This window comes from Acinetobacter guillouiae CIP 63.46 (genome assembly GCF_000368145.1).
Classification (GTDB): Bacteria; Pseudomonadota; Gammaproteobacteria; order Pseudomonadales; family Moraxellaceae; genus Acinetobacter; species Acinetobacter guillouiae.
The window spans coordinates 1-22,361 of sequence record NZ_KB849282.1 but is presented as its reverse complement, the minus strand read 5'-3'; the positions used below and the strand labels follow the sequence as shown (position 1 = coordinate 22,361).

Here is a 22,361-nt window from a genome sequence, read left to right as displayed (position 1 = left end):
ATATAAAGTGAAGTATTTTCAGTGATCTTATTCTTTTAAAAGATCTTGAAATTGGCTATGAAGTTTGAGTAATTTTGGTGGAATGGCAAAATTACAATAACCTTGCGCAGGATTACGGGCAAAGAAGTTTTGATGATATTCTTCGGCAGGATGGAAGGTGGGTGCTGGACTGAGTTCAGTCACAATATTTAAACCATCTGCTTTAAGCTGCTCAATAAATTGTTCAGATTCAAGTTTTTGCTGTTCATTGAAGTAATAAATCACCGAACGATATTGTGTTCCAATATCATTGCCTTGGCGGTTTAATGTAGTTGGATCATGAATTGCAAAAAAAACCGTGAGTAATTGTTGATAATTGATTTGCTGTTCATCAAATTCAATCAAAATCACTTCAGCATGATTGGTATCCCCATTACAAATTGCTTCATAAGTTGGATTGGGAGTATGCCCGCCAGCATAACCACTGACTACGTGATTGACACCTTTGAGCTGTAAAAATACGGCTTCGGTACACCAAAAGCAGCCACCACCAAATAGAGCCTGTTGCATGTGAAGATCCCTTTATTTTTAAATTATGGAAAAGACGAAACGATGCCAAAGATCATATCGTGAACTTGCTTAGTTTGTCATATAACCATTTAAGCATAGGTACAATACCTGTTTGATTCACTAAACAGATCTGTTTAAATTGTTGCAAAATTTTAAAAGTGCAATCTATTCGAATTGCTGTAAAAATTTAAGCTTTTCCATTTAAGGTGAACCAAAAGACATTCAATAGAATGCCTTCTATATTCATGAGAATTTATTCGTCGTCTAATAAATCCATTTGTTTTGCAATTTGATAGAGGTTATTTGAACGATTACCTGTACGACAAAACATGAGTACTGGTTTTGGAAGCTCGTTAAAGCGGTTGGCAAAGCTTCTGACATCAACTTCTGTGATTTGACCAGCAACGACAGGTAGAAATACATAGTCCAAACCTGCAGCACGTGCAGCTTCTTCAATTTGAGCACTTGTAGGCTGTTCTGTTCCGCCTTCCAAATCAGGACGATTATTCATTATAGACTTAAAGCCTTTTTCTGCCACTTGAGCAATATGTTCTGGACCAATTTGACCAGCAAAACCAACATTTTCACTCATTTCGTCACTCCTATATGATTTAAAATCCAATATGCTATATATAATAGCATTAAGCTCAGAACTGAGTTTGAACGATAAAAGATTTATAAAAGAAATATCTATAAAAGATAACGCAATGGAGTGTGTATGTACGCATATACAGTTGAACCACTATATATTCCCATTGGACAAGAAGTCATAGCGGCGGATTTTTATCGACCTAAAAATCTAAAAAAACCTGCTGTTATTATTATGGCTCATGGATTTGCATGTTTAAGACAATTTAAGTTGGTGAGCTATGCGCAAAAAATTGCACAGGCAGGCTATGCGGTTGTACTGTTTGATTATCGTTTTTGGGGAGGAAGTACAGGCTTTCCTCGTGAACTGATTTCATTGCAAAATCAGTTGGATGATTGGAAAACTGTGGTCAGTTATGTTGCAACACAAAAGAAAATTAATCCAAAAAAAATAGTGCTTTGGGGGACCTCTTTGAGTGGCGGCTATGTACTTAGTCTTGCAAGTGAGCTAAAAAGTGTCCAAGCCATTATGGTGCAAGTGCCTTATGTGGATGGGGCAGAAACTGCAAAATTATTTCCAATTCAACAGTTACCCAAGGCATTAAAAATATCCAGTCAAGATTATATGGGGGCAAAAGTTGGCATGCTTCCAAGAACCTTACCAGTGGTACATCCCTTTGATTTATGTTTTATTCCGACCAAAGATAGTTATAACGGCTATATGTCGATTGTAAATCCAGACTACTTTTGGAGTGGTGAAGTTCCGGCAAGGGTATTTTTTAATTTAATCCGTTTTAGACCAATTCAGACCGTCAGAAGTATTAATATTCCTGTGCTATTTATTGCAGCTAAGAAAGACAGTTTTATCCCGATTGAATCTAGCCGAGAAACGGCAACAAATATTGCACCTTTTGTGCAATATCATGAATGGGATATGGCGCATTTTGATATTTATCATGGGAAATGGTTGGAAAAATCAATTTTGACCCAATTAGAGTTTTTACATCAACATATTGGAGTGAGCTAGATGATTATTGTATGTCCATCATGTGGCGCAAAAAACCGAGTTCCCGAAGATAAACTAAATGCTCAACCCACTTGTGGTCAATGTCATCAAAATTTGATTGCACTTGCTCCTATTGAGTTAAATGAACAAAATTTTAGTAACTTTGTTAGTCATAGTGATTTGCCAATTATGATTGATTTATGGGCAGAGTGGTGTGGCCCATGCAAAATGATGGCACCGCATTTTGCTGAAGTTGCAAAAAATAACCCCCATGTGGCTTTTGCTAAAATTGATACTGAAGCGAATCCACGGTTAAGTAGTGCATTTAATATTCGCAGTATCCCAACCTTGGTTTTAATGAATAAAACCACGGAAGTTGCTAGAATAAGTGGTGCGTTACGTGCTAACCAATTACAAGAATGGTTAGATCAACAATTAAATGCCCATAAGTAATTCACGGGCTCGGAGTTATTGTGTCAGATTCTCATGTAAAACCTGAAGGTACACTGTCTTTACAAACCATCGCAATGCCAGCAGATACAAACTGGAGTGGTGATGTTTTTGGTGGTTGGATTGTTTCACAAATGGATTTGGCTGGTGCAATTCATGCAGAACGCTTTAGTAAAGGGCGTTGTGCAACGATTTCGATTAATCAGATGACTTTTCTTGTTCCCGTAAAAGTGGGGGATGTGATCAGTTGTTATACCAAGCTTTTAAAGGTCGGTAATACATCGATTCAAATGCAGATCGAAGTTTGGGATAGTCATGACAGTTCTCGTGCTGCCAAACGTGTGACTGCAGGTGTATTTACTTTTGTTGCTGTAGATGTTGCGGGAAATAAACGCCAAATTCCTGAAGATGTAAAGCAGAAGTATTTAGCGTCGCAAAGTGCTTGAATGATCAAGATAAAAAATCCCAACATTGTTTGGGATTTTTTATGGAATAGGTGCTTAGATCGTTTGATTTAAATACTGTGTTAAAACATGGTATTGCTGTTGGCGCTTGATTCTGGAACAGCTTGTTGTACATCCCAGTGTTCAACAATTTTTCCATTTTCGACTCTAAAGATATCGACAATCGCAACACCACGATCTTGTGGATTTTGAGCTGAATGAACGTGTAAAAATACTAAGTTTCCTTCTGCGACAGCACGTTTGATTACACTTTTTGCTTCGGGATTTTTTTGGAAATACTGGGTAAAGTGATTTACAAAGGGCGCTTTACCATCTGGAACACGCGGATTGTGCTGAATATATTGGTCACCAATATAACGATCTGCATATGCTTTAACTTGATGCTTTTGAAATACACCTTCATAAAAATCAGTCACAATGGCTTTATTTTGTTGCGTTTGTTGGGTGTTTGATTTCGCTGCTAATGTGTTGCCCGTTGCAGCAGTAGCAACGTGATTTGGATTTTGGGCACATGCAGTGAGAAACAAAATAGGGCTTAGAATGAGGCTGAGTACAATAATTTTTCTTGGCGTAGCTGATCGCATGGTTATTCTCTATAGTTCAAATCTCAATAGTTCAAGATGGTGGTGGAAATAACACCATCTTGATGAGTAAATAAGCATGAATATAGTGAATAATCGTCACTCATTATTTGTACTTTGGTAAATTTTATACTTACTAAACAGTAAGTTTTATTTACATTTGCAGATTTGTATTTATTTCTTTTTTAGGCGTTCTTTTGACACCCAAGCCCACACCATTTGGCATTCTACAGGCTCTTTTCCAGACTCATCCATAATGGTGACTGGAACCAGCGTTTCACCTTTTTCAGAGCTTTGCATTTCTAAAATTTGTTCTTTGCTCAATGTCGCTGTTGCTGTCATATCACCTTTAGATGGTCGTTTATATTCAATATGCATGCTTTTGATCAAGACAATTGAACTATCAGGAACATTCATACCTGTGACAAAGCCTGTTGCTGTTTCAGCAATCAACGCCATTGCAACAGCGTGTAATTGTCCAATATGGTTTTGCATGGCACGGTGGTTTTTAATTTCCACCACAACTTTTGAATGGCTGACTTCTAGGTACTTAATATTGGCTGTGCCCACCATAGGCACAACTCGACCAAACGCCTTACTCCAGAGCGTACTACGAATGCCTTTAGGGAATTTAGAAGTCGCTTTCACAAGTTTAGATAAACGGTTGGTCTGAGTCATGTCTTAACCTATAGTGTTGCTAAAGACCTTAGTCTTTGAAGTTATTAAATTGTAAAGGTACACCGAATTGTTGTTCTTTTAAAAATGCCATAACTTGCTGTAATGTATCGCGCTTTTTATCAGTTACACGTATCTTGTCACCTTGGATAGAAGATTGCACTTTGACGCCACTTTCTTTAATGGCTTTATTAATTTTTTTTGCGGTATCTGAGTCAAGTCCATCTTTAAGCTTGATCACTTGCACAATATTTTTACCTGAAGCCGTCATTTTTTGTGGATCAAGGGCTTGAATATCGATTTTACGTTTAAAGAAATGATTTTCAAGCATGCTATAGACTTGTTCACACTGGAAATCACTTTCAGTTGAAATTTTAATTTCTTTGGCTTTTTCATTAATTTCGATTGAAACGTCCTGACCACGGAAGTCAAAGCGTGTTGCAATTTCTTTTTGTGTGTTTTGAACAGCATGATTTACTTCAAAAATCTCTAATTCTGAAACAATATCGAAAGATGGCATAGTTTAGACCTTTACAAATGGAAAGAATATCTGAGATGCTAGGGATGTTTTCTTCATTTGCCAAGTGTTGTTTACATCAAAGGAGTGCACAATGATCCGTAAATTAGAAATTACAACATTTGAGTTCCCAGAAAATGCAGTTATCTGGGATGTTCGTGATGCAAAAGCCTTTGCCGAAGGCCATGTAAAAGGGGCTGTAAATCAGCCTATAGATGGTTTAAGTGCTGAGAGCTTGACTCAAGTGAATTCGGATCAGTCCATTTACATTTTATGTGGTGGTGGAAGTAAAGCGCCTCGAGCTGCTGAAAAATTAGAGAGTTTAGATGATTCTCGTGATTACGTTGTACTTATGGGGGGAACACGTGCAGCACGTGATGCAGGTCTCCCATTAGAACAGGGTTCGTAAAAAAGCGCCGAAAGGCGCTTTTTTATTACACATAATCAATAAAAAAGAATCATGATTGAATCGGTTTAAAATAAGGTTTTTTGGCTTTTACTTTCTTTTGAAAGCGGTTTGGATTTAATTTTTGCAATAAATTTTGGGGAATCGGGCAAGCTTGATTAAGGACCAAAGCCACCAAGATTTCACTACACAAGGGCGCAAATAAAAAACCTTTAGAGCCCAGCCCAGAAAATGTATAAACCTCTTTCTCAGCTTCAACTTTTCCCAGTAATGGAAAATAGTCCAGACTTTGGGCTCGTACAGAAGCACGCCCGTGCCATTCATCAACTTTGCAGAGTGATTCTGCGTATTGTGGAAACACACTGTGGATAAGTTCATAGTTATGCACATGGTCTTCAAGCAAAACTTCAGTGTCATCACGATTGGGATAAAAAGAAGCACCTAAAATCAAATGCTGCTCATCAAGCTGCATGCAGTAGCCACCATAACTGTAGGCATATTGCGGATCTAATTGGTGTTTAGCATTGTTGAGCCAACTGACTTGTCCACGGATCGGTTTGAGTAACGGGAACTGCTCAAAAAAAGCATGGCTTTCCTTGGCACAACAGACAATCACATGATTAAAATCACCAAGATCGGTGTGCTGGCTATCTTGTAGGGTTAATTGATGATGATTCGATTGAACAATACTATGAATGTGAGCATGTTTAAATTGAATCAGCGGATGTTCAATGATTTGGTCTTTGAGTTGCTGGGGATAGATTGAACCCGCTTGAGTGAGCTGTAAACTCTCAAGTGTAGTTTGTAGCTCTAAATCATCGGCTGTTTGAGTTTTGAGTAAATCTTGAGGATATTGCGCTGCTAAATCCAGTAAATGTTCAGCATTTTTTTGTGCTAATTGTTGAACGGCAATAGCACGAAAAGCCTGGAATTTTGGATAGTGCTGTAGGGCATGTTGCCAAGCCAAGGTCATTAAATGTTCCGAACTTTGCTCGATAGGGCATAGTTTCGGATTTAATAAGGCCAGAGGGTTACCAGAAGCACCTGCTAAAGGCGTTGATTGGTCGTAAATCGTAACTTGATGTCCTCTTTGGGCAAATCCCCATGCGCAGCTTAAACCTGCAATTCCAGCACCAATGATGGCGATTTGGCGTTGATTGAAATTATTTTGAGTTTTCCGTGTTTTTTTTTGAATGTTTTGCGCTGCAAGGTCCATTGACTGTGATTGATTTTCTTCGACTGCTTGCTCAGATGGATTCCAAATGGCTTTTAGCATTTCACGTTTATGACCAAAACCACGCGGACGTGAAATAGTGATTCCATGTTGTTTTAGACCCCGTTTAAGCACACCTGCCACGCTGAATGAGGCAAAAGTTGTTCCAAAATCTGACAGTCTGACAATATTGTTTAAAACTTTGTCTTCCCACATGTCTGGATTACAAGAGGGTGCAAATCCATCTAAAAACCATGCGTTAACTTGTTGGGCTTTAACCATTGCTGGAAATACATCATGTGCATCACCTAACCACAGATCAATTGAAAAACGCGCTTCTGGAAAGCTTAAACGGTGACAACCAGCGATGGGCAATGGATAGTGTTGAATCAACTGATCAGAAAATTGTTGAAGTTCAGTCCAGACCTTTAACGCACGGGTTAAATCCTGTTTAGACAAGGGGAACTTCTCTACACTGATCACATGTAAGTGGCTATGATTATCTGGACGAACATTGTGCCAAAGTTGCCACAATGCCAAAATATTTAATCCTGTACCAAAGCCAGTTTCACCAACACAGAAGTATTCAAAATCATCTAAATCTGCAAGTCGTGTTGAAAGATCATTACCATTCAAAAATACGTGTCGGGTTTCAAGTAACCCGTTGTCTTTAGAAAAATAGACATCACCAAATTGTTTGGAAATTGGAACTTCAATTCCATCAATACATTGCCAGTCTAAATCGGCAGTTTGAATGGCATTTGACAAAGCAGATTACCTTTTAATAATTAAAATGAAAAAACCTGACATTTCGCAGTATCAGGTTATAGCGTGAAACTTTCTAAGTGCAAAGTCAAAGCAGTGGGCTTACCACTGACGACGACGTTTGGTATAGATATAACTTGCGATTAAAAAGCCAAGTAAAACACCAACAGCAATGGTTGCAGCACCATATAAAAACATTTGCGCACTTTGTTCACTTTGTAGAACTTGAACTTGTACACCCAGATTGTCATTTTTGAGTTGTAATTCTTGGTTCTGTGAAAGGGCTTCTAAATTGGCCTTTTCAAGTTGCTGTAAACGTGTTGCTTGGTCTTTAACCAAAGCTTTAGCTTTGGCATCTTGAGACGCTTTTTCTTTGCTAATTTGTTCAGCCGTTAAAGGTTTATTTTCTTGTGCTTGCGCCTGTGTTTGGGTGCTGGAATTTGCACCTGCTACAGCAGGAATAATACTCGGTTTTGGCGGTGCAACAGGTTGGGCCGCCTGAGTAGGCGCTGCCGTCGTTGCTTGAGTCGCTGAAGATTGAGTAGGCTCAGCCGAGACAACAGGTGATAAAAGTACAAAAGAACTTAAAGTCAGGCTAAGTAAGCTTTGGACGACAACGCGCATTATGTTATCCCTTAGGCAATGCTTTATTGAATGGTTTAACATCAATATGACTATAAATCCCTTCTTTTAAGAAAGGTTCATCTTTTAACCATTCATCCAAAGCTTCACGGCTGTCAAAATCGAGAATTAAAGTACTGCCATAAAAACCTGCTTGTGGATTTTCACGATCAATCGGCATCGCCCCAGCCACGATGACACGGCCTTCAGCATCTAACTTCTCGAGTCGAGCTAAATGTTGTGGGCGTACAGCAAGACGTTTTTCTACTGTACCTGCTTGATCTGTACACGTAATTACAAATAATGGCATGATATTTCTCGATTTTCTAAAACACTTTATTCATCGGTAGATTTAAAGTGTTTTCGTAATATAACAAACTGGATAATAATAAAGGAAAACATGACGATCATGTCACCAAATGCTGTAAATTCGCCCCAATATTTTCCACCTGCAAATAAAAATGCGAAGAAAATATGTAAACAAGACATGACAATGAACATTGCAGCCCATGCAAAGTTTAGATTTTTCCAGCCTTTTTCAGTCAGGTTTAAAACAGGACCAAATAATCTTTGAATGAGTGGCTTCTTTTCTTTACCAAAATAGGGAGAGAGTAAGAACGCGCCAGCAAAGGCTAAATTCAAAATTGCAGCTTTCAGGCGAATATAGAAGTCATCACTCAACATTAAGGTGATTCCGCCAAAAATGACGGTCATGAACAAAACAAACCATTGTTGTTTATCCAGACGGAATTTTTGGAAAATGAATAATGCACCATAGACCACAAGCATTGAAATAATCAGACCTGTAGTTGCAACAAGAATGTTGTTGTTATTTACACCACCTGCTGAGCCGATCAATTGTAATAATGGATGATCGGTGTTTTTAGGATCAACCGTTTTGTATAAATAAAAGAAAATTATGAGGGGCACAAAGTCTAAAAGTGCTTTCATGTTAAAGTATCTAGTCTGTTCAGGTTGATGGGATAGTATAAAAGATGCAAGGCATAGATTTACATACTCACAGTAATATTTCTGATGGGACTCTGACGCCAGAGTTATTGGTTCAAGCTGCCATCGAGAAAAGCATACATACACTTGCATTGACGGACCACGATAGCATGGATGGCTTAATACAAGCTGAACAATTTGCAAAAAATCAACCAATTCAAATCATTTCAGGTGTAGAAATCTCTAGTCAATGGTCCAGACCTGAGACTAAAAAAAGTTATGGTGTGCATATTGTTGCGCTCAATATGCAAAATCCTGAACCATTACAACAGCTTTTAACGCAACAGAAGAAAATTCGTGCTGAGCGAGCCAAGCAAATCTGTGATCTGCTAATTCCTTTGATTCATCAGGATATTTATGCAGAAGTTGTGGCAAAGGTGGATGGTGAACCTGATCGGATTACTCGGACGCATATTGCCAAGACCCTTGTAGAAAAGGGTTTTGTTCAGCGTGCACAGCAGGCATTTGATAAATACATTAAGGAAGGTAAAAAAGCCTATGTGAAATTTGATGGTTTAGGTTTGGCAGAAACCATTCAGGTGATTCATGAAAGTCAAGGTTTTGCAGTATTGGCACACCCAACACGTTATGATTTATCAGCAACAAATACCCGTTATTTAATTGAAATCTTTGCACAATATGGTGGGGATGCTGTTGAGCTTCCACCCGCAATGGAACCCGCTTCAACACGACAAATGGTTGATCGAATGATTGCTGAATATGGTTTAAAAGTCTCTGTGGGGAGTGATTTTCATGGTGATAATATGCCTTGGATTAAATTAGGCAATATTCCACGCGTCAAAGAAGGGCAAGTAGGGATTTGGGAGAGTTTCCGATAATACACCGTGATGATGTATTCAAATACTTAGATTTTCGAATGAGATCTGTTTTTGAAAGGCATCTCATTTGAATGAAACAAAAAATCCCTCTAGAGCAGAGGGATTTGGAGTTGATTATAAAATCAACTTTCTTTAACAGTATAAGGGTTTTCAAAGCCTAGTTTTTTCAAGATTTCAATTTCGAGTGCTTCCATTTCTTCAGCATCATCATCAGAAGTTTCATGGTCATAACCCATTAAATGTAAGGTGCCATGAACCAGCATATGAGTGAAATGCTCAATCGGTGTCTTTTGCTGTTCAATCGACTCTTGTAAAACCACGGGGATGCAAATGACTAAATCACCGATGGGTAATGCATCGAGCATGGCTAAAACTTCTTCAGGAATCTCACTTGGAAAAGACAATACATTGGTGGGTTTGTCTTTTTCACGATATTCAAAATTTAATTTGTGACTTTCATCTTCATCAACACACGCAATTCCGATTTCACAATCTTGGTCTACATCAATATGACGTAGTGTTGTTTCAATGACTTTTTTTACATAGACACGTTTGAGCACCAATTCTGGTGCTTCAAACGCTTGTTGTAACGATAAGCTAAGTTTCAAAAACAGTCCTTAAACATTTTCCTGATTTGCAGCAGTATGTTCTTCATGTTGAGCATCTGCGGCAGAATCATTTTCAGAAATTAAGGCTTCTTGACGTGCTTTACGTTCTGCACGTGCTTCAGCACTTAAACGGTATTGTTCACTGTCCCATCCTTCATAAGCCTCTACAATTTTTTGTACCAGCTGGTGACGAACGACATCACGGGAATGGAAGCGAGTGATGTGAATTTCTTTGATTTTTTCGATAATACGCAATGCGTGAGCAAGACCAGACTGTTGCCCGCGTGGTAAATCGACCTGTGTAATATCCCCAGTGATCACTGCACGAGAACCAAAACCTAAACGGGTCAAAAACATCTTCATCTGTTCAGGGGTGGTGTTTTGTGCTTCATCGAGAATCACAAAGGAATGATTTAATGTACGACCACGCATATAAGCAAGCGGTGCAACTTCAATCACTTGGCGCTCAATCAGTTTTGCAACTTTTTCAAAACCAAGCATTTCATACAACGCATCATAAAGCGGGCGTAGATATGGGTCGATCTTTTGGCTTAAATCACCCGGCAAGAAACCAAGTTTTTCTCCAGCTTCAACAGCAGGGCGAACCAAAAGGATACGTTGAATTTCATTACGTTCTAACATATCTACCGCAGCAGCGACTGCAAGATAGGTTTTACCTGTACCTGCAGGGCCGATTCCGAAAGAAATATCGCTTTGTAGAATACGTTGTACATAACGTTTTTGATTGGCACCACGAGGGTTGATTCGACCTTTACGCGTTTGCAACCAGACATCATCTAAACCGGTATGCTCATTGTCTGAAAGGTCGTCTTGTAACTCACGGTCAGTTTGGCTGCCTTGAATCATCAAATGAATCGTATCAGCACTGATTTGCTGAGAGAGTTCAGCTTCTGCATGCAAACGCTGCAATAAACCTTCAGCTCTCTCAACTGCTTCTAAATCACCATCGATATAGAAGTTATCGTTGCGATGAGAAATGTTGACATTTAAACGTTGTTCGATTTGTTTCAGATGACCGTTATAAGCACCTAACATGCTTTTTAAACGTTCAACTGAAATACCTGGAAAAGCTACTGTACGTCGAATCGCTGCAGTCAAGAGATATCCTTTTTTAAAGTAAAGTCTATACCCTTACATTACGCCACGTCAGGCTCAAGATTCAAGAGTTCTCCATAAACTAAATTTAGGGTCTTAATCTCTGTAACCTCAATCTCTGCAAAGCGTCCGACCCAAGAGGCGTCACCTACAAATGTTACTAAACGTGTATTGTCAGCTGTACCGACCAATAAATTTGGATCTTTATTAGAAACATTTTCAACCAGTACACGTTGAATGGTCCCTAACATCGCATCGGTTTTACGAATACTTGATTGCTTAATCCAGTGTTGAACTTTGGCTAAACGTTCTTTCTTGACTGCATCAGAAGTGTCATCAGGTAATTCAGACGCTGGTGTGCCAGGACGTTTTGAATAAACAAAACTATAAGAATGATCAAAGTCTAAATCTTGGATAAACTGATAGGTTTCTTCAAAATGTGCATCAGTTTCACCAGGGAAGCCGATGATGAAATCTGAAGATAAATGCATATCTGGACGAGCTTTACGCAGTTTGGCAATTTTTTCGATATAGACATCAATGGTGTGGTTACGCTTCATCGCTTGTAACACATCATTTGAGCCGCTTTGTACAGGTAAATGCAGATGTGAAACCATTTGTGGTAGGTCACGGTAGCATTGAATCAAATCTTCATTAAATTCTAGCGGATGTGAAGTCGTATAGCGTAAACGACCGATTCCTGGAATTTCTGCAACCAAACGTAATAAATCTGCAAAGGTACAAATTTCACCTTCAAAAGTTTCACCACGGTAACCGTTTACATTTTGTCCTAAAAGGCTAATTTCACGAACGCCTTTTTCAGCCAAACCGGCAATTTCTGCCAAGACATCATCCAAAGGACGAGAAACTTCTTCACCACGAGTATAGGGAACCACACAGAAAGAACAGTACTTTGAACAACCTTCCATGATTGAAACAAACGCTTTGTAACCTTCAACACGCGGTTCAGGTAAAAAGTCGAATTTTTCAATGTCAGGGAATGAAATATCTACGAGTTTAATTTTGTCTTTTTTCGGTTTTTCGATTTGCTCAACATGCTGATCCAGCATTTGCGGTAAACGGTGCAAGGTTTGAGGGCCAAAAACCATATCGACATACGGTGCACGTTTTTGAATATTGTCGCCTTCTTGAGAAGCAACACATCCACCAACACCGATGACGAGATCAGGATTTTTTTCTTTTAATTTGCGCCAGCGACCCAGCTCAGAAAATACTTTTTCTTGGGCTTTTTCTCGAATTGAGCAGGTATTCATTAACAGGATATCTGCGTCACTTGGATCTTTGGTTAAAATGTAACCGTGTGAGTCGCCTAAAAGATCTGCCATACGATGACTGTCATACTCATTCATCTGACACCCTTGCGTTTCGATATACAGTTTTTTTACTGCACCGTCGGCTGGGGTGTGCTGTGGCTGGGTTACAGTGTTTTCTGAGGCAGCTTTGGCACCATTGGGAATGAAGGTTTGAACCGTCATGGAGGCGTCTTTCCTATGAATAAAGGGAATTTTGAATGTGTACTAAGCCTGCTATTTTAACAGACTCATAAAAGGCGCGCCATTTTATAGCATTTAGAGTGAACTCAGGAAAATATTTAGCGGCTATTGCCATTTATTGGATTGTAGGGCATTGAAAATGAAATTATGAAGAAAAAATAGAGAACAATATTAATGATGAATCATAAGGTTACATAACACAACAGTAGAAATGGATTAGAATAATTAAACTAGGCACAAATAAGTGCATCAGTATGTTAAAGGCACATCATGCAGGTTGAGAGAAAAACGGTGTTAAAGCAGCAACTTAAGCAAAATAAATTAAAACTTTACCTTTTAGGAACAGTTGCATGTACAAGCCTGCAAGTGGCCCATGCTGCTGAAGAGCAGTTTAATGATGCTTTACGTAATGCAAATAATCCAAGCGCTTTAGAACAGTATCGTTCTTCAATGCAAAATGATGCTTTGGGCTATTATCCTGAGTATTGGTCACTGAATTCAAATCTCGCTTTTCAACCTTCTGCAAATATTATTAGCTTTGCGCAACGTTATCCTCAATCGGCGATGGCGGAAAAGTTAGCTGCGGATTATGTCGAAGAAAAGGTGAAACAAGCAGATTACGCCAGCGCGCAACCTGTATTGCAATATGTCTCTAATCCAGATCAAGCAGAACGTTGTGCTGTTGCTCAAGTTCGTGCGAAAACTGGAGACGTTTTGGTCTATGCTGAATTTAAAGATGTTTGGTTGGCAACCAATTCTCAACCTGAATCATGCAATGGTTTAGGCCGCATGATGCTTAGTAGCCCACTCATGACCGCCCAAGATCGCCAACAACGATTATATGCACAACTGAGAGCAGGGCAGTCTGGTCTAGCCATCGCTACCGCACAAACGATTGGCGTTAATTTATCGTTAACCCAATTGAACCAAATCCAAACCAATCCATTAAATTATTTATGGTCTGCACCCAAAAACAATGTAGAAGATTATGCTTATTTGGTTTATGCATTGGGTCGTGCAGCAGATACGGATTTAACCAGCGCTTTGCAGTCGGTACCTAAGTTGGTTCAGGGTGTACCAGCAGATGTACAAAAATATATTTATCGTACAGTCGGTTATATCGGCGGAACGACCGTCATGAAAAATAATTTTAATCGTGAAGTACTGCAAAATTTTGATGCAAGCTATGGTGTGCCTTTCAGTGCAGAAGAAGCAGAAGTTTATGCACGACAAGCCATTCGATTTGGGGCTTGGGAAAGTGTGATTCGTGCAATAGACAGTATGAGCGTGACACAAAAGCAAGAAGACCGTTGGCAATATTGGTTGGCGCGTGCTTCAGAACAACGCAATGATGCACAATCTAAAAGAACCGCTAAAGATATCTATCAACGATTGGCAATGTCGGGTGATGATTATCATAATCTGCTTGCCAAAGATCATTTGGGGCAAAAATATAATGATAGTCCTGCCAGAGAACAGCCCTCAACTGATGACCAGCAACGCTTAAATAGCGATATTCATTTCCGTCGTGCATTTACTTTACGAAATATTAATGCGCCTGCAACTTATACCAATAGGGAATGGAACTGGGCGGTACGTCAGGCATACTTAAAACATGATGATGGGTTGCTGCTTGCTGCGGCAAAACGTGCAACTGAGATGGGCTGGTATGATCGTGCAATTTATGCGGCAGAACGTACTGAGAAAAAACATAACTATGTTTATCGTTATGCCACACCTCATCAGTCGTTGGTGGTAAGTCATAGCCGTAATGCGGGTATTGATCCAGCTTGGGCCTACGGTTTAATGCGCCAAGAAAGTCGTTTTGTGACTGCTGCTCGCTCACATGTTGGTGCAGGTGGTTTGATGCAAATCATGCCAGGCACTGCAAAGTTGGTGGCAAAACAAATGGGTGAAACTTATAATCCTGCTGCACTCAGTGATGCCAACACCAATATTCGCTATGGTACTTTCTATCTGTCGATGATTCATGGTCAATTAAGCAGTAATCCTGTCTTGGCAACAGCAGGGTATAATGCTGGGCCAAATCGCGCGAAACGTTGGCAGCCAGATTATCAAAATCTTTCAGCAGATCAATATACAGAATCTATTCCTCTGAATGAAACACGTGACTATGTAAAAAATGTGATGACCAATGCAGCACATTATGGAATCTTGTTGGGACAAGGGCCTCAAGCGATTGAAAGTCGTATGCCTGTTATTCCAACCCGTGTTTCACAATAAAACTATTTGGACTTGGATGAAACTTTGTTGGTAAATCAATGATTTTCAAAATTTTGCGTAAATTGAAACAATCTTGCTTAGCATGGAGCTTATGCTTTGCGGGATTGTTTGGGCTCAATGTGCAGTTACATGCTGCACCGCAATTACAAGGCTATGTCATGCAAGTCCAGTTGACACCTGCTGTCTGTGCACTTGATTCTTCAAAACAAAAGCAACGCAAATGTCTCGAAGGTTATTCATTGACAATCACAGGTCTGTTGCCTGAAACGACAGAGCGGAATTGCACCACCAATACATCTGCAAGTTTGACCCCTTTACAAGCTAAGGTGGTTGCACGGGTAATGCCTGAGGAAAATGCACGTATTCAGTTGTGGCGTAGCGTGGGTGGCTGTGTTCCAATGAACGCGAGTCAATATTTTAGAACTGTGATTAATTTAGCAGATCGTTTGAAAATTCCTGCAGATTTAACCAGCTCTGAAAACAAGAATGTGCAACATAATGCGTTAAAAACTCAATTTGTTAGATTAAACCCGGGAATGAATAACGACAGTATCCGTTTTACTTGTCAAAGTTCATCATCAAACCCAGTGTTAACCGAGGTTCAAGTGTGTTATCGGGTTAATGGTCAGTATAAACAATGTTCAAATCACATTGTTTCAAACTGCCCAAATACATTCTCGATCAAAGGGACTTATTAGTTCTTCTGAGGAATTTTATTTATATTTCCTATCATACTTTTGTTGAAAAGCATTCTCTTTTACATGCAACTGTTAAAGGATTGGAGTACAATCTTTGCCGTTTATGATAATTCGATTAAAACGGATTTAACCGTTTAATCACATTAACGATCCTCATTGGAGATAATTACATGAAGCAACCTGTTCGCGTTGCCGTTACTGGCGCAGCTGGTCAAATCGGTTACAGCTTATTATTCCGTATCGCTAGCGGTGAAATGCTTGGTAAAGACCAACCCGTTATTTTGCAATTGTTAGAAGTTCCATTTGAGAAAGCTCAAGCTGCGCTTAAAGGCGTAATGATGGAATTAGATGACTGTGCTTTCCCATTATTGGCTGGCATGATCGGTACTGATGATCCAAAAGTTGCATTTAAAGATGCTGACTACGCGTTATTGGTTGGTTCACGTCCACGCGGTCCTGGTATGGAACGTGCTGACTTGTTGAAAGTGAACGGTGAAATCTTCATTGGTCAAGGCCAAGCACTTAACGAAGTTGCGAGCCGTGACGTTAAAGTACTTGTTGTAGGTAACCCTGCAAATACAAATGCTTATATCGCAATGAAATCTGCTCCAGATCTTCCAGCGAAGAACTTTACAGCAATGTTACGTCTTGACCACAACCGTGCGTTGACTCAAATTGCTCAAAAAGCGGGTGTTGCTGTAGCGGATATCAAAAACCTTACAGTTTGGGGTAACCACTCTCCAACAATGTATGCGGACTACCGTTTTGCAACTGCAAATGGCGTAAGCTTAAAAGACAAAATCAACGATGCTGATTGGAACGCAAACGTATTCCTTCCAACTGTTGGTAAACGTGGTGCTGCAATCATTGAAGCGCGTGGTCTTTCTTCTGCTGCTTCTGCTGCAAATGCTGCGATCGATCATATGCGTGATTGGGCGCTTGGCACCAATGGCGAATGGGTAACAATGGGTATTCCTTCTGACGGTTCTTATGGAATTCCTGAAGGTGTGATGTACGGTGTTCCTGTAATTTGTGAAAATGGCGAATACACTCGTGTTGAAGGCTTAGAAATTGATGCATTCAGCCGTGAACGTATGGACAAAACACTTCAAGAACTTGAAGAAGAGCGCGCAGCTATTGCTGATATGCTTAAATAATTAAAAATTAATCTTTTAAAGATTAATTTTGAAAAAGCACTCTATTTAGAGTGCTTTTTTTATGCTTCAAATCAAATATTCTGAGAATCGATAATTTATATTAAGCCAACATTTGTTTGTTTTTTAATCACAAATTGAAACAAGAAAATTAAAATCTAGACTATCTTTTAAAATTATTTTCTTATAAGTTAATTGAATAAAAGATGACAAATAAATTTATATAAGGAGGCAATATGCTCAGGACGAACACACCATCCTTAGAATTACTATTTTCTCAACTTGGTTTGGCAAATAGTCCCGCAGCAATTGAGCTATATGTACGCACTCATCAATTGCCAGCAAATCTTTCATTACATGAAGCGCCGTTTTGGAATAAATCTCAACGTGACTTATTAATCAGTCATTTGGTACAAGATGATGATTGGGCAATTTGGATTGATGAGTTAAACCAACAATTACATCTAGATGCATATAAGCTAACAGCCTAATGATTTAGTTTCCCCCAGAGCAACAAAAAAGATGGCCGTTATGGCCATCTTTTCTATTTCGCATCGATCAAATTAGCATTGATCAAAACGAATAACAAATTGAGTTATTTTGAATGTGCATAGTGCTGATCAATGTAATTTAGACTGAATCATTTGACTAAACCAAGTTTCATTGCGAACAGGTCTAAAGGCAGTGTGTTGTTGCAGTAAGGCTAAATCAAAATCAGCTGTCTTGATATATTTACTCAGCCAGTGACGAGTCAGTGCAAATTCATTTTTACTCACAGATGCATAAGCCAACATAAAGTAAATATCAGCATGATGATGTTGTGCCAAAGGTTTTAAAATCTGCTGCGTAATCAAGGCATAACGTGATTCTTTGGTCAATTCAAAGTAAATCATATAAGCTTTGGCCAAATGCAAAGAAAGCTGAATGTAGACTGACATTGGCATTTCTTCATATTCAAATCGTGCAGTTTCAAGTAAAACAATGGCTTCTTGCAAGAAATGAATTTGTTCCTGCTTTGAATGACTTTGAGTGACCAGCTGTAAGCGTAAGTCCCCACGTTCAAGTGCAAGTTCAGGTGTATTGCCTGACAAATACAATTGATCTGTTTCCCCAATACGCGAGATGATTTGTTTTGTATTATCAAACATGTGCTGAATCCTCTGAATTTATGAAGAGTATTATGAGGTCTATTTCAATAATTTAAAGCTTGGCCTATAGAGATACAGCGTTGCAAATTTGAAAACTGAGTATATTACAACACAGTATTGTCGCTTCTTAGCCATGCGGTAATTGATAGTCGCTGATGTTTGGCTTCTAGCACTTCATGTAATAAATCACTTTGGAACATGGCAATACGATTAGGCTGGGGATCTATTGTATGCCAAACATTATTTTTATCCTGTAAGTGTAACTTTCCGCCCCAGTCATCCTGCCATTCTTGGTGTAGATAATACACCGTAGAAATCATACGACCATTTTTACCTTGTGGATTATCGCGATGAAGTGCATAGAATTCACCTGCGTTATAGCAGGCAAAATGTGCTTCTACATCCTGAATGCCTAAATAAAATGAGTAGTTTAAAATTTGCGAGAGCTGTTTGAGTGCATCAATATGTTGTTGTGCGATCGTGAGCTCTTCATTGATCCACAAGATATGGTCGCTGCGAATATTGCTGATCACACCATTTTGAATTGCTGCTTCACGAAAGCGATTTAAATTTGAAGTACATTCTGCAACCAGTTGAAGTCCGTATTCAGCGGAGTAAGCATGATCAATAATGGTAAATCCATGTTGATCTAAATCATCAAGAATTTGATCAACATTCCATGACTTTGGGAGTAGCAGCGCTTCCATAAATTACCAAAAAATAGTGCAATAAAGATATGTTGTTATATTAGAACAAACGATGGACAGTGAAGAAATATTTTTTCGTGTTAAAATGATTATTGAACTCAGGAATTAATCGAAACATGAATTACCGTCACCATTTCCATGCAGGCAACTTTGCCGATGTCATGAAACATGTGTTATTGCTGCAACTTTTGACACGTCTAAATACTAAAGACAAACCATATCGCTATATAGATACACATGGTGGTGCAGGTAAATATGATTTATCTACTTCTGAAGCACAAAAATCAGGTGAATTCTTAACCGGTATTCATCGTCTGGTTAAGCTGGATGAGTCGATTAAACGTAATGCGCCTGAAGGTGTAAAACAATATCTTAAAATTGTTGAAGATATGCGTGCAGGTTCAGGTAAAGGTGCTTATCCAGGTTCGCCATGGTTTGCGCTTGAAGGCATGCGTGACATTGATAAAGCGACTATTTTTGAAATGCAGCGTGATGTGTTTCAACAATTGTATTTTAATATTCGCGATAAACGTGCGGGTTTACATGAGCGTGATGCTTATGAAGGTCTTTTGGGGGTTATTCCACCAAAAGAAAAACGTGGTTTGGTGATGATCGATCCACCTTATGAATTAGAACGTAAAGACTTTCCGCAATTGGTCGAGTTGATTGCCACCGCACATAAAAAATGGCCAACAGGTGTATTTGCCATTTGGTATCCAATTAAAGACCGTGCCATGATTGATCGTTTTGAAAAGAAAATGATGAAAACAGGGATTCGCCGTCAGTTGGTTTGTGAAGTTTGTGTTTGGCCAGATGACACACCAGTCGGCTTGAATGGTTGTGGTTTGTTGGTGATTAACCCACCTTGGAAATTCTCTAACGATGCTGATGAGGCATTACAATGGTTGTTCCCACATTTACGTATGAGTGAAAATGGTGGACATGCTGCTGTTCGCTGGTTAGTGGGTGAATAATCCATTCGATTGGATATCAACAGAAACATGAACGATGGTGTGAATTACAAATTAAGACGAAATACATTGAGTAATTCACATCAATTTCACTTAAAAATGAATGTGATAAAATATTTAAGTGAGATATCAACAGCTCCATAAGAGCCATAGATAGGATTCAAAAAATGACAAATATAAATAAACCAGAAAGCCCAAACTCTTCTAATCAAGACCATGGATTTGATGGCATTACTTTTGAAGTGGAAGAAGAAGAGCATACCCATGAAGGGCAGAAGGTCAAACGTCGCGGAATCTATTTGTGGCCTAACCTGATTACAACATCTGCATTGTTATCTGGCTTTTACTCGATCATTGCCAGTATGAATGGTGACTTCACTCAAGCCGTTTATGCGATTTTCCTTGCAGCACTATTTGATGGTTTAGATGGTCGTGTTGCTCGTGCAATTGGTGCACAAAGTGCTTTTGGTGAACAATTCGATTCACTTTCTGATCTCTTGGCATTTGGTGTTGCGCCAGCAATTTTGATGTATAGCTGGAGTTTGCATGATCTAGGGCGGATTGGCTTGGCTGCTTGTTTTGTTTATACCGCGTGTGCTGCATTTCGTTTAGCCCGCTTTAATGTACAAATTGGTGTGGTCGATAAGCGTTATTTCATCGGTGTGGCAAGCCCATTGGCAGCGATTATTATTATTGCATGGGTATGGGTTGGACAAGATTTTACCTATATTTTTGATTTAAAAGATGTTGCGATTCAAGCGACCAATGCATTTGTTATCATTGCAGTGGGTTTGTTGATGATATCAAATATTAAATATTATTCTTTTAAAACAGTAGACCGTAAACGTGTTCCATTCTTTGTGTTGCCTATAGCAGTTTTTATCCTTGCAGCAATCACTTATAATATTCCTGTAGGGATTTTAGTCATTTCGATTATCTATGCGATTTCTGGTTTTGTGACAACATTCTTAGCGAGAAAGAATACTGTTGAATAAAATGTAAAAAGATAAAAAGGTAAGGGGGCTTGATATGCGGTTGTTTCAAGATTTCTTAGATCAGTCTAAACAGCTGAATCAAGCTCAAAAGCCTATAGAACTTTGCTGTCATCCCCCACAAGACAGATATAAAATTATTCATCAAAAATTAGTGCTTGCCAATTTACCTGCGCCGTTGCATTACCTCAATTTTTTTAGTTTGATTGGACAGCCCAATAGTCCTGTTTTTTGCAATAACAATGAAATCTCAACAACTGCTTTAGATACAGCAACCTTACTGGTCAGCTCCAGCCCCCATATGGTGGGACAATTAAACTCATACTCAATTCAGCATGAATGCCAATTTCACCTTGATGAAAATAGCAATGTGACCTATACATTTGGTCAAAAAGAAAAAGTGTTTGGAAAAATTCCTGATTTTACTATTCAAAGACAAGATGACGAATTGAGTGTGAATTTAAGCATTACAACAATGCCTTTAATTTCTCATTTTATTCATTTGAAATTTGGATTTGCACAGCACTGGTCTTTGGTTGCACATTGTAAAGGGACAATTCAATACAAAGATCAAAATTACCAAATTGAACAAAATGCTGTTTTTGAATATATGAAAACAGTGAATTTTCCTTATCTGCCTTATGCGCTGTATACATATCAATTGATTCAAGTGAATGATGATCTACAGATTATTTTTATGCATAGTCGTGATCAGATGAATAATATTTTACATTCACGTATCTATATTCGAGATATTCAAAACAATGAAACAAAAATGCTTGATCGACAGGTCTGTTTCAATATTCATCGGGTGTTCCCTAAAGTCACAACAGTAAATCATCAGGAGATGTATTTACCACGCGAGTTTGAATGGCAATATCAAGATGAAAATACCAAAATTGATATTCAAGCACAAAGCCGTGGTGATTATAAATTTGGCTTAGCCGCGGGTTATGTTGGAAGTTTTGTTTATCAACTACATCTCAATGATGAATATTATCAAGGTGAGGGTGGTTACTGTGAATATATAGATTGCCGCCCTTTAAAATGGCAGGAAATAGATAAAGACAATAAATTATCAAATAAATCGAGCAGTCCTGTGCTGATCATGCTTAAAAAATAGACCAAAAAACAGAAATAAGGCCAATTTAGAAGAATAAATAAGCAAGTGATAGATAAAATGAAAAATAATTAAAAAAAGGGGTTGTGTTGGTTTGTGAATGCTGTAGAATGCACATCCATCGGCGGTGATGTTAAATAAAACTTCTGATAAATCAGGCACTTGATTAAGTTGTTAAGATTTCGAATTGAGATTTTAAGATGAGGTTAGGGTTGGGTTTGTTAGAAAAAATAATTAACATTATTGATTGACTTTTTAGAGATAGAGAGTAGTATAGCCGACCTAGCTTGATGCTGACGAAGCATTGAGAAGATCATTAAGAGAATATGAAGAACAACTTGTGTGGATTTTTACTGATTGATTGATCGAAATATTATCATTGATTGATTGGTTTAAATTACTCGAAG

At 38.7% G+C, this 22,361-nt stretch carries 26 protein-coding genes; 12 read left to right on the top strand and 14 right to left on the bottom strand.

The window, feature by feature from the left end:
* Window positions 1-27: 27 nt before the first annotated feature.
* Together msrA and F981_RS02285 are read right to left on the bottom strand one after the other, a co-directional pair.
* Complete coding sequence (gene msrA, locus F981_RS02290; protein ID WP_004717992.1) at window positions 28-549, bottom strand: peptide-methionine (S)-S-oxide reductase MsrA; 522 nt, start codon at window positions 547-549, stop codon at window positions 28-30.
* 253 nt (window positions 550-802) lie between these two features.
* Window positions 803-1,141 carry a protein tyrosine phosphatase family protein gene (locus tag F981_RS02285; RefSeq protein ID WP_004717991.1) on the bottom strand — a complete coding sequence of 113 codons (339 nt, stop codon included), beginning with the start codon at window positions 1,139-1,141 and terminating at the stop codon, window positions 803-805.
* 126 nt (window positions 1,142-1,267) lie between these two features.
* Between F981_RS02285 and F981_RS02280 the strand changes: the two genes are divergently transcribed.
* The 3 genes from F981_RS02280 (at window position 1,268) to F981_RS02270 (ending at window position 3,039) form a co-directional block, all read left to right on the top strand.
* The gene (locus F981_RS02280) at window positions 1,268-2,164 is read left to right on the top strand and encodes an alpha/beta hydrolase (RefSeq protein ID WP_004717989.1); all 897 of its coding nucleotides are present in this window, start codon (window positions 1,268-1,270) and stop codon (window positions 2,162-2,164) included.
* Window positions 2,165-2,596, top strand: coding sequence for a thioredoxin TrxC (gene trxC / locus F981_RS02275; protein ID WP_004717988.1), 432 nt, complete (start codon window positions 2,165-2,167; stop codon window positions 2,594-2,596). It abuts the gene before it with no gap.
* A gap of 74 nt (window positions 2,597-2,670) precedes the next feature.
* Window positions 2,671-3,039 carry an acyl-CoA thioesterase gene (locus tag F981_RS02270; RefSeq protein ID WP_154130156.1) on the top strand — a complete coding sequence of 123 codons (369 nt, stop codon included), beginning with the start codon at window positions 2,671-2,673 and terminating at the stop codon, window positions 3,037-3,039.
* Window positions 3,040-3,119: 80 nt separating this feature from the next.
* Here F981_RS02270 and F981_RS02265 read toward each other — a convergent pair whose 3' ends face one another.
* The 3 genes from F981_RS02265 to F981_RS02255 all read right to left on the bottom strand — a co-directional run bounded on the left by F981_RS02265 (window position 3,120) and on the right by F981_RS02255 (window position 4,833).
* Window positions 3,120-3,641 (bottom strand): nuclear transport factor 2 family protein, encoded by a 522-nt coding sequence (locus F981_RS02265; RefSeq protein WP_004717986.1) that lies wholly within the window; start codon window positions 3,639-3,641, stop codon window positions 3,120-3,122.
* A 171-nt stretch (window positions 3,642-3,812) separates the two neighbouring features.
* Window positions 3,813-4,316, bottom strand: a complete 504-nt coding sequence (locus tag F981_RS02260; protein ID WP_004717985.1) for a DUF4442 domain-containing protein — start codon at window positions 4,314-4,316, stop codon at window positions 3,813-3,815.
* A gap of 28 nt (window positions 4,317-4,344) precedes the next feature.
* Window positions 4,345-4,833: a YajQ family cyclic di-GMP-binding protein gene (locus tag F981_RS02255; protein ID WP_004717983.1), complete on the bottom strand. Its 489-nt coding sequence runs from the start codon at window positions 4,831-4,833 to the stop codon at window positions 4,345-4,347.
* A 91-nt stretch (window positions 4,834-4,924) separates the two neighbouring features.
* Here F981_RS02255 and F981_RS02250 point away from each other — a divergent pair, with 91 nt between their 5' ends.
* Entirely contained in the window at window positions 4,925-5,239 is a 315-nt protein-coding gene (locus F981_RS02250; RefSeq protein ID WP_004717980.1) for a rhodanese-like domain-containing protein, read from the top strand.
* Window positions 5,240-5,288: 49 nt separating this feature from the next.
* Here F981_RS02250 and F981_RS02245 read toward each other — a convergent pair whose 3' ends face one another.
* The 4 genes from F981_RS02245 to F981_RS02230 all read right to left on the bottom strand — a co-directional run bounded on the left by F981_RS02245 (window position 5,289) and on the right by F981_RS02230 (window position 8,786).
* Window positions 5,289-7,217, bottom strand: a complete 1,929-nt coding sequence (locus F981_RS02245) for a bifunctional tRNA (5-methylaminomethyl-2-thiouridine)(34)-methyltransferase MnmD/FAD-dependent 5-carboxymethylaminomethyl-2-thiouridine(34) oxidoreductase MnmC (RefSeq protein WP_004717977.1) — start codon at window positions 7,215-7,217, stop codon at window positions 5,289-5,291.
* A gap of 99 nt (window positions 7,218-7,316) precedes the next feature.
* Window positions 7,317-7,838 carry an SH3 domain-containing protein gene (locus tag F981_RS02240; RefSeq protein WP_004717976.1) on the bottom strand — a complete coding sequence of 174 codons (522 nt, stop codon included), beginning with the start codon at window positions 7,836-7,838 and terminating at the stop codon, window positions 7,317-7,319.
* Window positions 7,839-7,842: 4 nt separating this feature from the next.
* Entirely contained in the window at window positions 7,843-8,145 is a 303-nt protein-coding gene (locus F981_RS02235; protein ID WP_004717974.1) for a YciI family protein, read from the bottom strand.
* 26 nt (window positions 8,146-8,171) lie between these two features.
* A complete protein-coding gene (locus tag F981_RS02230) occupies window positions 8,172-8,786 on the bottom strand; it encodes an inner membrane-spanning protein YciB (protein WP_004717972.1) in 615 nt (204 codons plus the stop codon).
* 44 nt (window positions 8,787-8,830) lie between these two features.
* Between F981_RS02230 and F981_RS02225 the strand changes: the two genes are divergently transcribed.
* Window positions 8,831-9,682 carry a PHP domain-containing protein gene (locus F981_RS02225; protein WP_004717971.1) on the top strand — a complete coding sequence of 284 codons (852 nt, stop codon included), beginning with the start codon at window positions 8,831-8,833 and terminating at the stop codon, window positions 9,680-9,682.
* Between the two features lie 122 nt (window positions 9,683-9,804).
* On the opposite strand, the gene ybeY is transcribed toward F981_RS02225, so the two are convergent.
* From ybeY to miaB, 3 genes are read right to left on the bottom strand one after another with little or no spacing between them, the layout of a single operon-like run.
* A complete protein-coding gene (gene ybeY, locus F981_RS02220) occupies window positions 9,805-10,290 on the bottom strand; it encodes an rRNA maturation RNase YbeY (protein WP_004717969.1) in 486 nt (161 codons plus the stop codon).
* A gap of 9 nt (window positions 10,291-10,299) precedes the next feature.
* Window positions 10,300-11,409, bottom strand: coding sequence for a PhoH family protein (locus F981_RS02215; RefSeq protein WP_004717967.1), 1,110 nt, complete (start codon window positions 11,407-11,409; stop codon window positions 10,300-10,302).
* Window positions 11,410-11,447: 38 nt separating this feature from the next.
* Entirely contained in the window at window positions 11,448-12,902 is a 1,455-nt protein-coding gene (miaB, locus tag F981_RS02210; protein ID WP_004717965.1) for a tRNA (N6-isopentenyl adenosine(37)-C2)-methylthiotransferase MiaB, read from the bottom strand.
* 288 nt (window positions 12,903-13,190) lie between these two features.
* Here miaB and F981_RS02205 point away from each other — a divergent pair, with 288 nt between their 5' ends.
* The 4 genes from F981_RS02205 to F981_RS02190 all read left to right on the top strand — a co-directional run bounded on the left by F981_RS02205 (window position 13,191) and on the right by F981_RS02190 (window position 17,507).
* Entirely contained in the window at window positions 13,191-15,164 is a 1,974-nt protein-coding gene (locus F981_RS02205; protein WP_004717964.1) for a lytic transglycosylase domain-containing protein, read from the top strand.
* Between the two features lie 38 nt (window positions 15,165-15,202).
* The gene (locus F981_RS02200; protein WP_004717962.1) at window positions 15,203-15,862 is read left to right on the top strand and encodes a ribonuclease T2 family protein; all 660 of its coding nucleotides are present in this window, start codon (window positions 15,203-15,205) and stop codon (window positions 15,860-15,862) included.
* Window positions 15,863-16,032: 170 nt separating this feature from the next.
* A complete protein-coding gene (locus F981_RS02195) occupies window positions 16,033-17,019 on the top strand; it encodes a malate dehydrogenase (protein WP_004717959.1) in 987 nt (328 codons plus the stop codon).
* A gap of 233 nt (window positions 17,020-17,252) precedes the next feature.
* A complete protein-coding gene (locus tag F981_RS02190; RefSeq protein ID WP_004717957.1) occupies window positions 17,253-17,507 on the top strand; it encodes a DUF2789 family protein in 255 nt (84 codons plus the stop codon).
* A 129-nt stretch (window positions 17,508-17,636) separates the two neighbouring features.
* Here F981_RS02190 and F981_RS02185 read toward each other — a convergent pair whose 3' ends face one another.
* The gene (locus F981_RS02185) at window positions 17,637-18,164 is read right to left on the bottom strand and encodes a hypothetical protein (protein WP_004717956.1); all 528 of its coding nucleotides are present in this window, start codon (window positions 18,162-18,164) and stop codon (window positions 17,637-17,639) included.
* A 104-nt stretch (window positions 18,165-18,268) separates the two neighbouring features.
* Window positions 18,269-18,871, bottom strand: coding sequence for a 2OG-Fe(II) oxygenase (locus tag F981_RS02180; protein WP_004717953.1), 603 nt, complete (start codon window positions 18,869-18,871; stop codon window positions 18,269-18,271).
* A 116-nt stretch (window positions 18,872-18,987) separates the two neighbouring features.
* Here F981_RS02180 and F981_RS02175 point away from each other — a divergent pair, with 116 nt between their 5' ends.
* The 3 genes from F981_RS02175 (at window position 18,988) to F981_RS02165 (ending at window position 21,957) form a co-directional block, all read left to right on the top strand.
* Window positions 18,988-19,845 carry a 23S rRNA (adenine(2030)-N(6))-methyltransferase RlmJ gene (locus F981_RS02175; protein ID WP_004717951.1) on the top strand — a complete coding sequence of 286 codons (858 nt, stop codon included), beginning with the start codon at window positions 18,988-18,990 and terminating at the stop codon, window positions 19,843-19,845.
* 164 nt (window positions 19,846-20,009) lie between these two features.
* On the top strand, window positions 20,010-20,837 hold the full coding sequence (gene pssA, locus F981_RS02170) for a CDP-diacylglycerol--serine O-phosphatidyltransferase (RefSeq protein ID WP_004717950.1): 828 nt from the start codon (window positions 20,010-20,012) through the stop codon (window positions 20,835-20,837).
* Between the two features lie 34 nt (window positions 20,838-20,871).
* Entirely contained in the window at window positions 20,872-21,957 is a 1,086-nt protein-coding gene (locus tag F981_RS02165) for a DUF6670 family protein (RefSeq protein WP_004717947.1), read from the top strand.
* Window positions 21,958-22,361 lie beyond the last annotated feature (404 nt).

What these genes read in the sequence shown, in the direction of transcription:
- msrA (WP_004717992.1), bottom strand. Translation starts at nt 549, where the DNA reads ATGCAACAGGCTCTATTTGGTGGTGGCTGCTTTTGGTGTACCGAAGCC.
- F981_RS02285 (WP_004717991.1), bottom strand. Translation starts at nt 1,141, where the DNA reads ATGAGTGAAAATGTTGGTTTTGCTGGTCAAATTGGTCCAGAACATATT.
- F981_RS02280 (WP_004717989.1), top strand. Translation starts at nt 1,268, where the DNA reads ATGTACGCATATACAGTTGAACCACTATATATTCCCATTGGACAAGAA.
- trxC (WP_004717988.1), top strand. Translation starts at nt 2,165, where the DNA reads ATGATTATTGTATGTCCATCATGTGGCGCAAAAAACCGAGTTCCCGAA.
- F981_RS02270 (WP_154130156.1), top strand. Translation starts at nt 2,671, where the DNA reads ATGCCAGCAGATACAAACTGGAGTGGTGATGTTTTTGGTGGTTGGATT.
- F981_RS02265 (WP_004717986.1), bottom strand. Translation starts at nt 3,641, where the DNA reads ATGCGATCAGCTACGCCAAGAAAAATTATTGTACTCAGCCTCATTCTA.
- F981_RS02260 (WP_004717985.1), bottom strand. Translation starts at nt 4,316, where the DNA reads ATGACTCAGACCAACCGTTTATCTAAACTTGTGAAAGCGACTTCTAAA.
- F981_RS02255 (WP_004717983.1), bottom strand. Translation starts at nt 4,833, where the DNA reads ATGCCATCTTTCGATATTGTTTCAGAATTAGAGATTTTTGAAGTAAAT.
- F981_RS02250 (WP_004717980.1), top strand. Translation starts at nt 4,925, where the DNA reads ATGATCCGTAAATTAGAAATTACAACATTTGAGTTCCCAGAAAATGCA.
- F981_RS02240 (WP_004717976.1), bottom strand. Translation starts at nt 7,838, where the DNA reads ATGCGCGTTGTCGTCCAAAGCTTACTTAGCCTGACTTTAAGTTCTTTT.
- F981_RS02235 (WP_004717974.1), bottom strand. Translation starts at nt 8,145, where the DNA reads ATGCCATTATTTGTAATTACGTGTACAGATCAAGCAGGTACAGTAGAA.
- F981_RS02230 (WP_004717972.1), bottom strand. Translation starts at nt 8,786, where the DNA reads ATGAAAGCACTTTTAGACTTTGTGCCCCTCATAATTTTCTTTTATTTA.
- F981_RS02225 (WP_004717971.1), top strand. Translation starts at nt 8,831, where the DNA reads ATGCAAGGCATAGATTTACATACTCACAGTAATATTTCTGATGGGACT.
- miaB (WP_004717965.1), bottom strand. Translation starts at nt 12,902, where the DNA reads ATGACGGTTCAAACCTTCATTCCCAATGGTGCCAAAGCTGCCTCAGAA.
- F981_RS02205 (WP_004717964.1), top strand. Translation starts at nt 13,191, where the DNA reads ATGCAGGTTGAGAGAAAAACGGTGTTAAAGCAGCAACTTAAGCAAAAT.
- F981_RS02200 (WP_004717962.1), top strand. Translation starts at nt 15,203, where the DNA reads ATGATTTTCAAAATTTTGCGTAAATTGAAACAATCTTGCTTAGCATGG.
- F981_RS02195 (WP_004717959.1), top strand. Translation starts at nt 16,033, where the DNA reads ATGAAGCAACCTGTTCGCGTTGCCGTTACTGGCGCAGCTGGTCAAATC.
- F981_RS02190 (WP_004717957.1), top strand. Translation starts at nt 17,253, where the DNA reads ATGCTCAGGACGAACACACCATCCTTAGAATTACTATTTTCTCAACTT.
- F981_RS02185 (WP_004717956.1), bottom strand. Translation starts at nt 18,164, where the DNA reads ATGTTTGATAATACAAAACAAATCATCTCGCGTATTGGGGAAACAGAT.
- F981_RS02180 (WP_004717953.1), bottom strand. Translation starts at nt 18,871, where the DNA reads ATGGAAGCGCTGCTACTCCCAAAGTCATGGAATGTTGATCAAATTCTT.
- F981_RS02175 (WP_004717951.1), top strand. Translation starts at nt 18,988, where the DNA reads ATGAATTACCGTCACCATTTCCATGCAGGCAACTTTGCCGATGTCATG.
- pssA (WP_004717950.1), top strand. Translation starts at nt 20,010, where the DNA reads ATGACAAATATAAATAAACCAGAAAGCCCAAACTCTTCTAATCAAGAC.
- F981_RS02165 (WP_004717947.1), top strand. Translation starts at nt 20,872, where the DNA reads ATGCGGTTGTTTCAAGATTTCTTAGATCAGTCTAAACAGCTGAATCAA.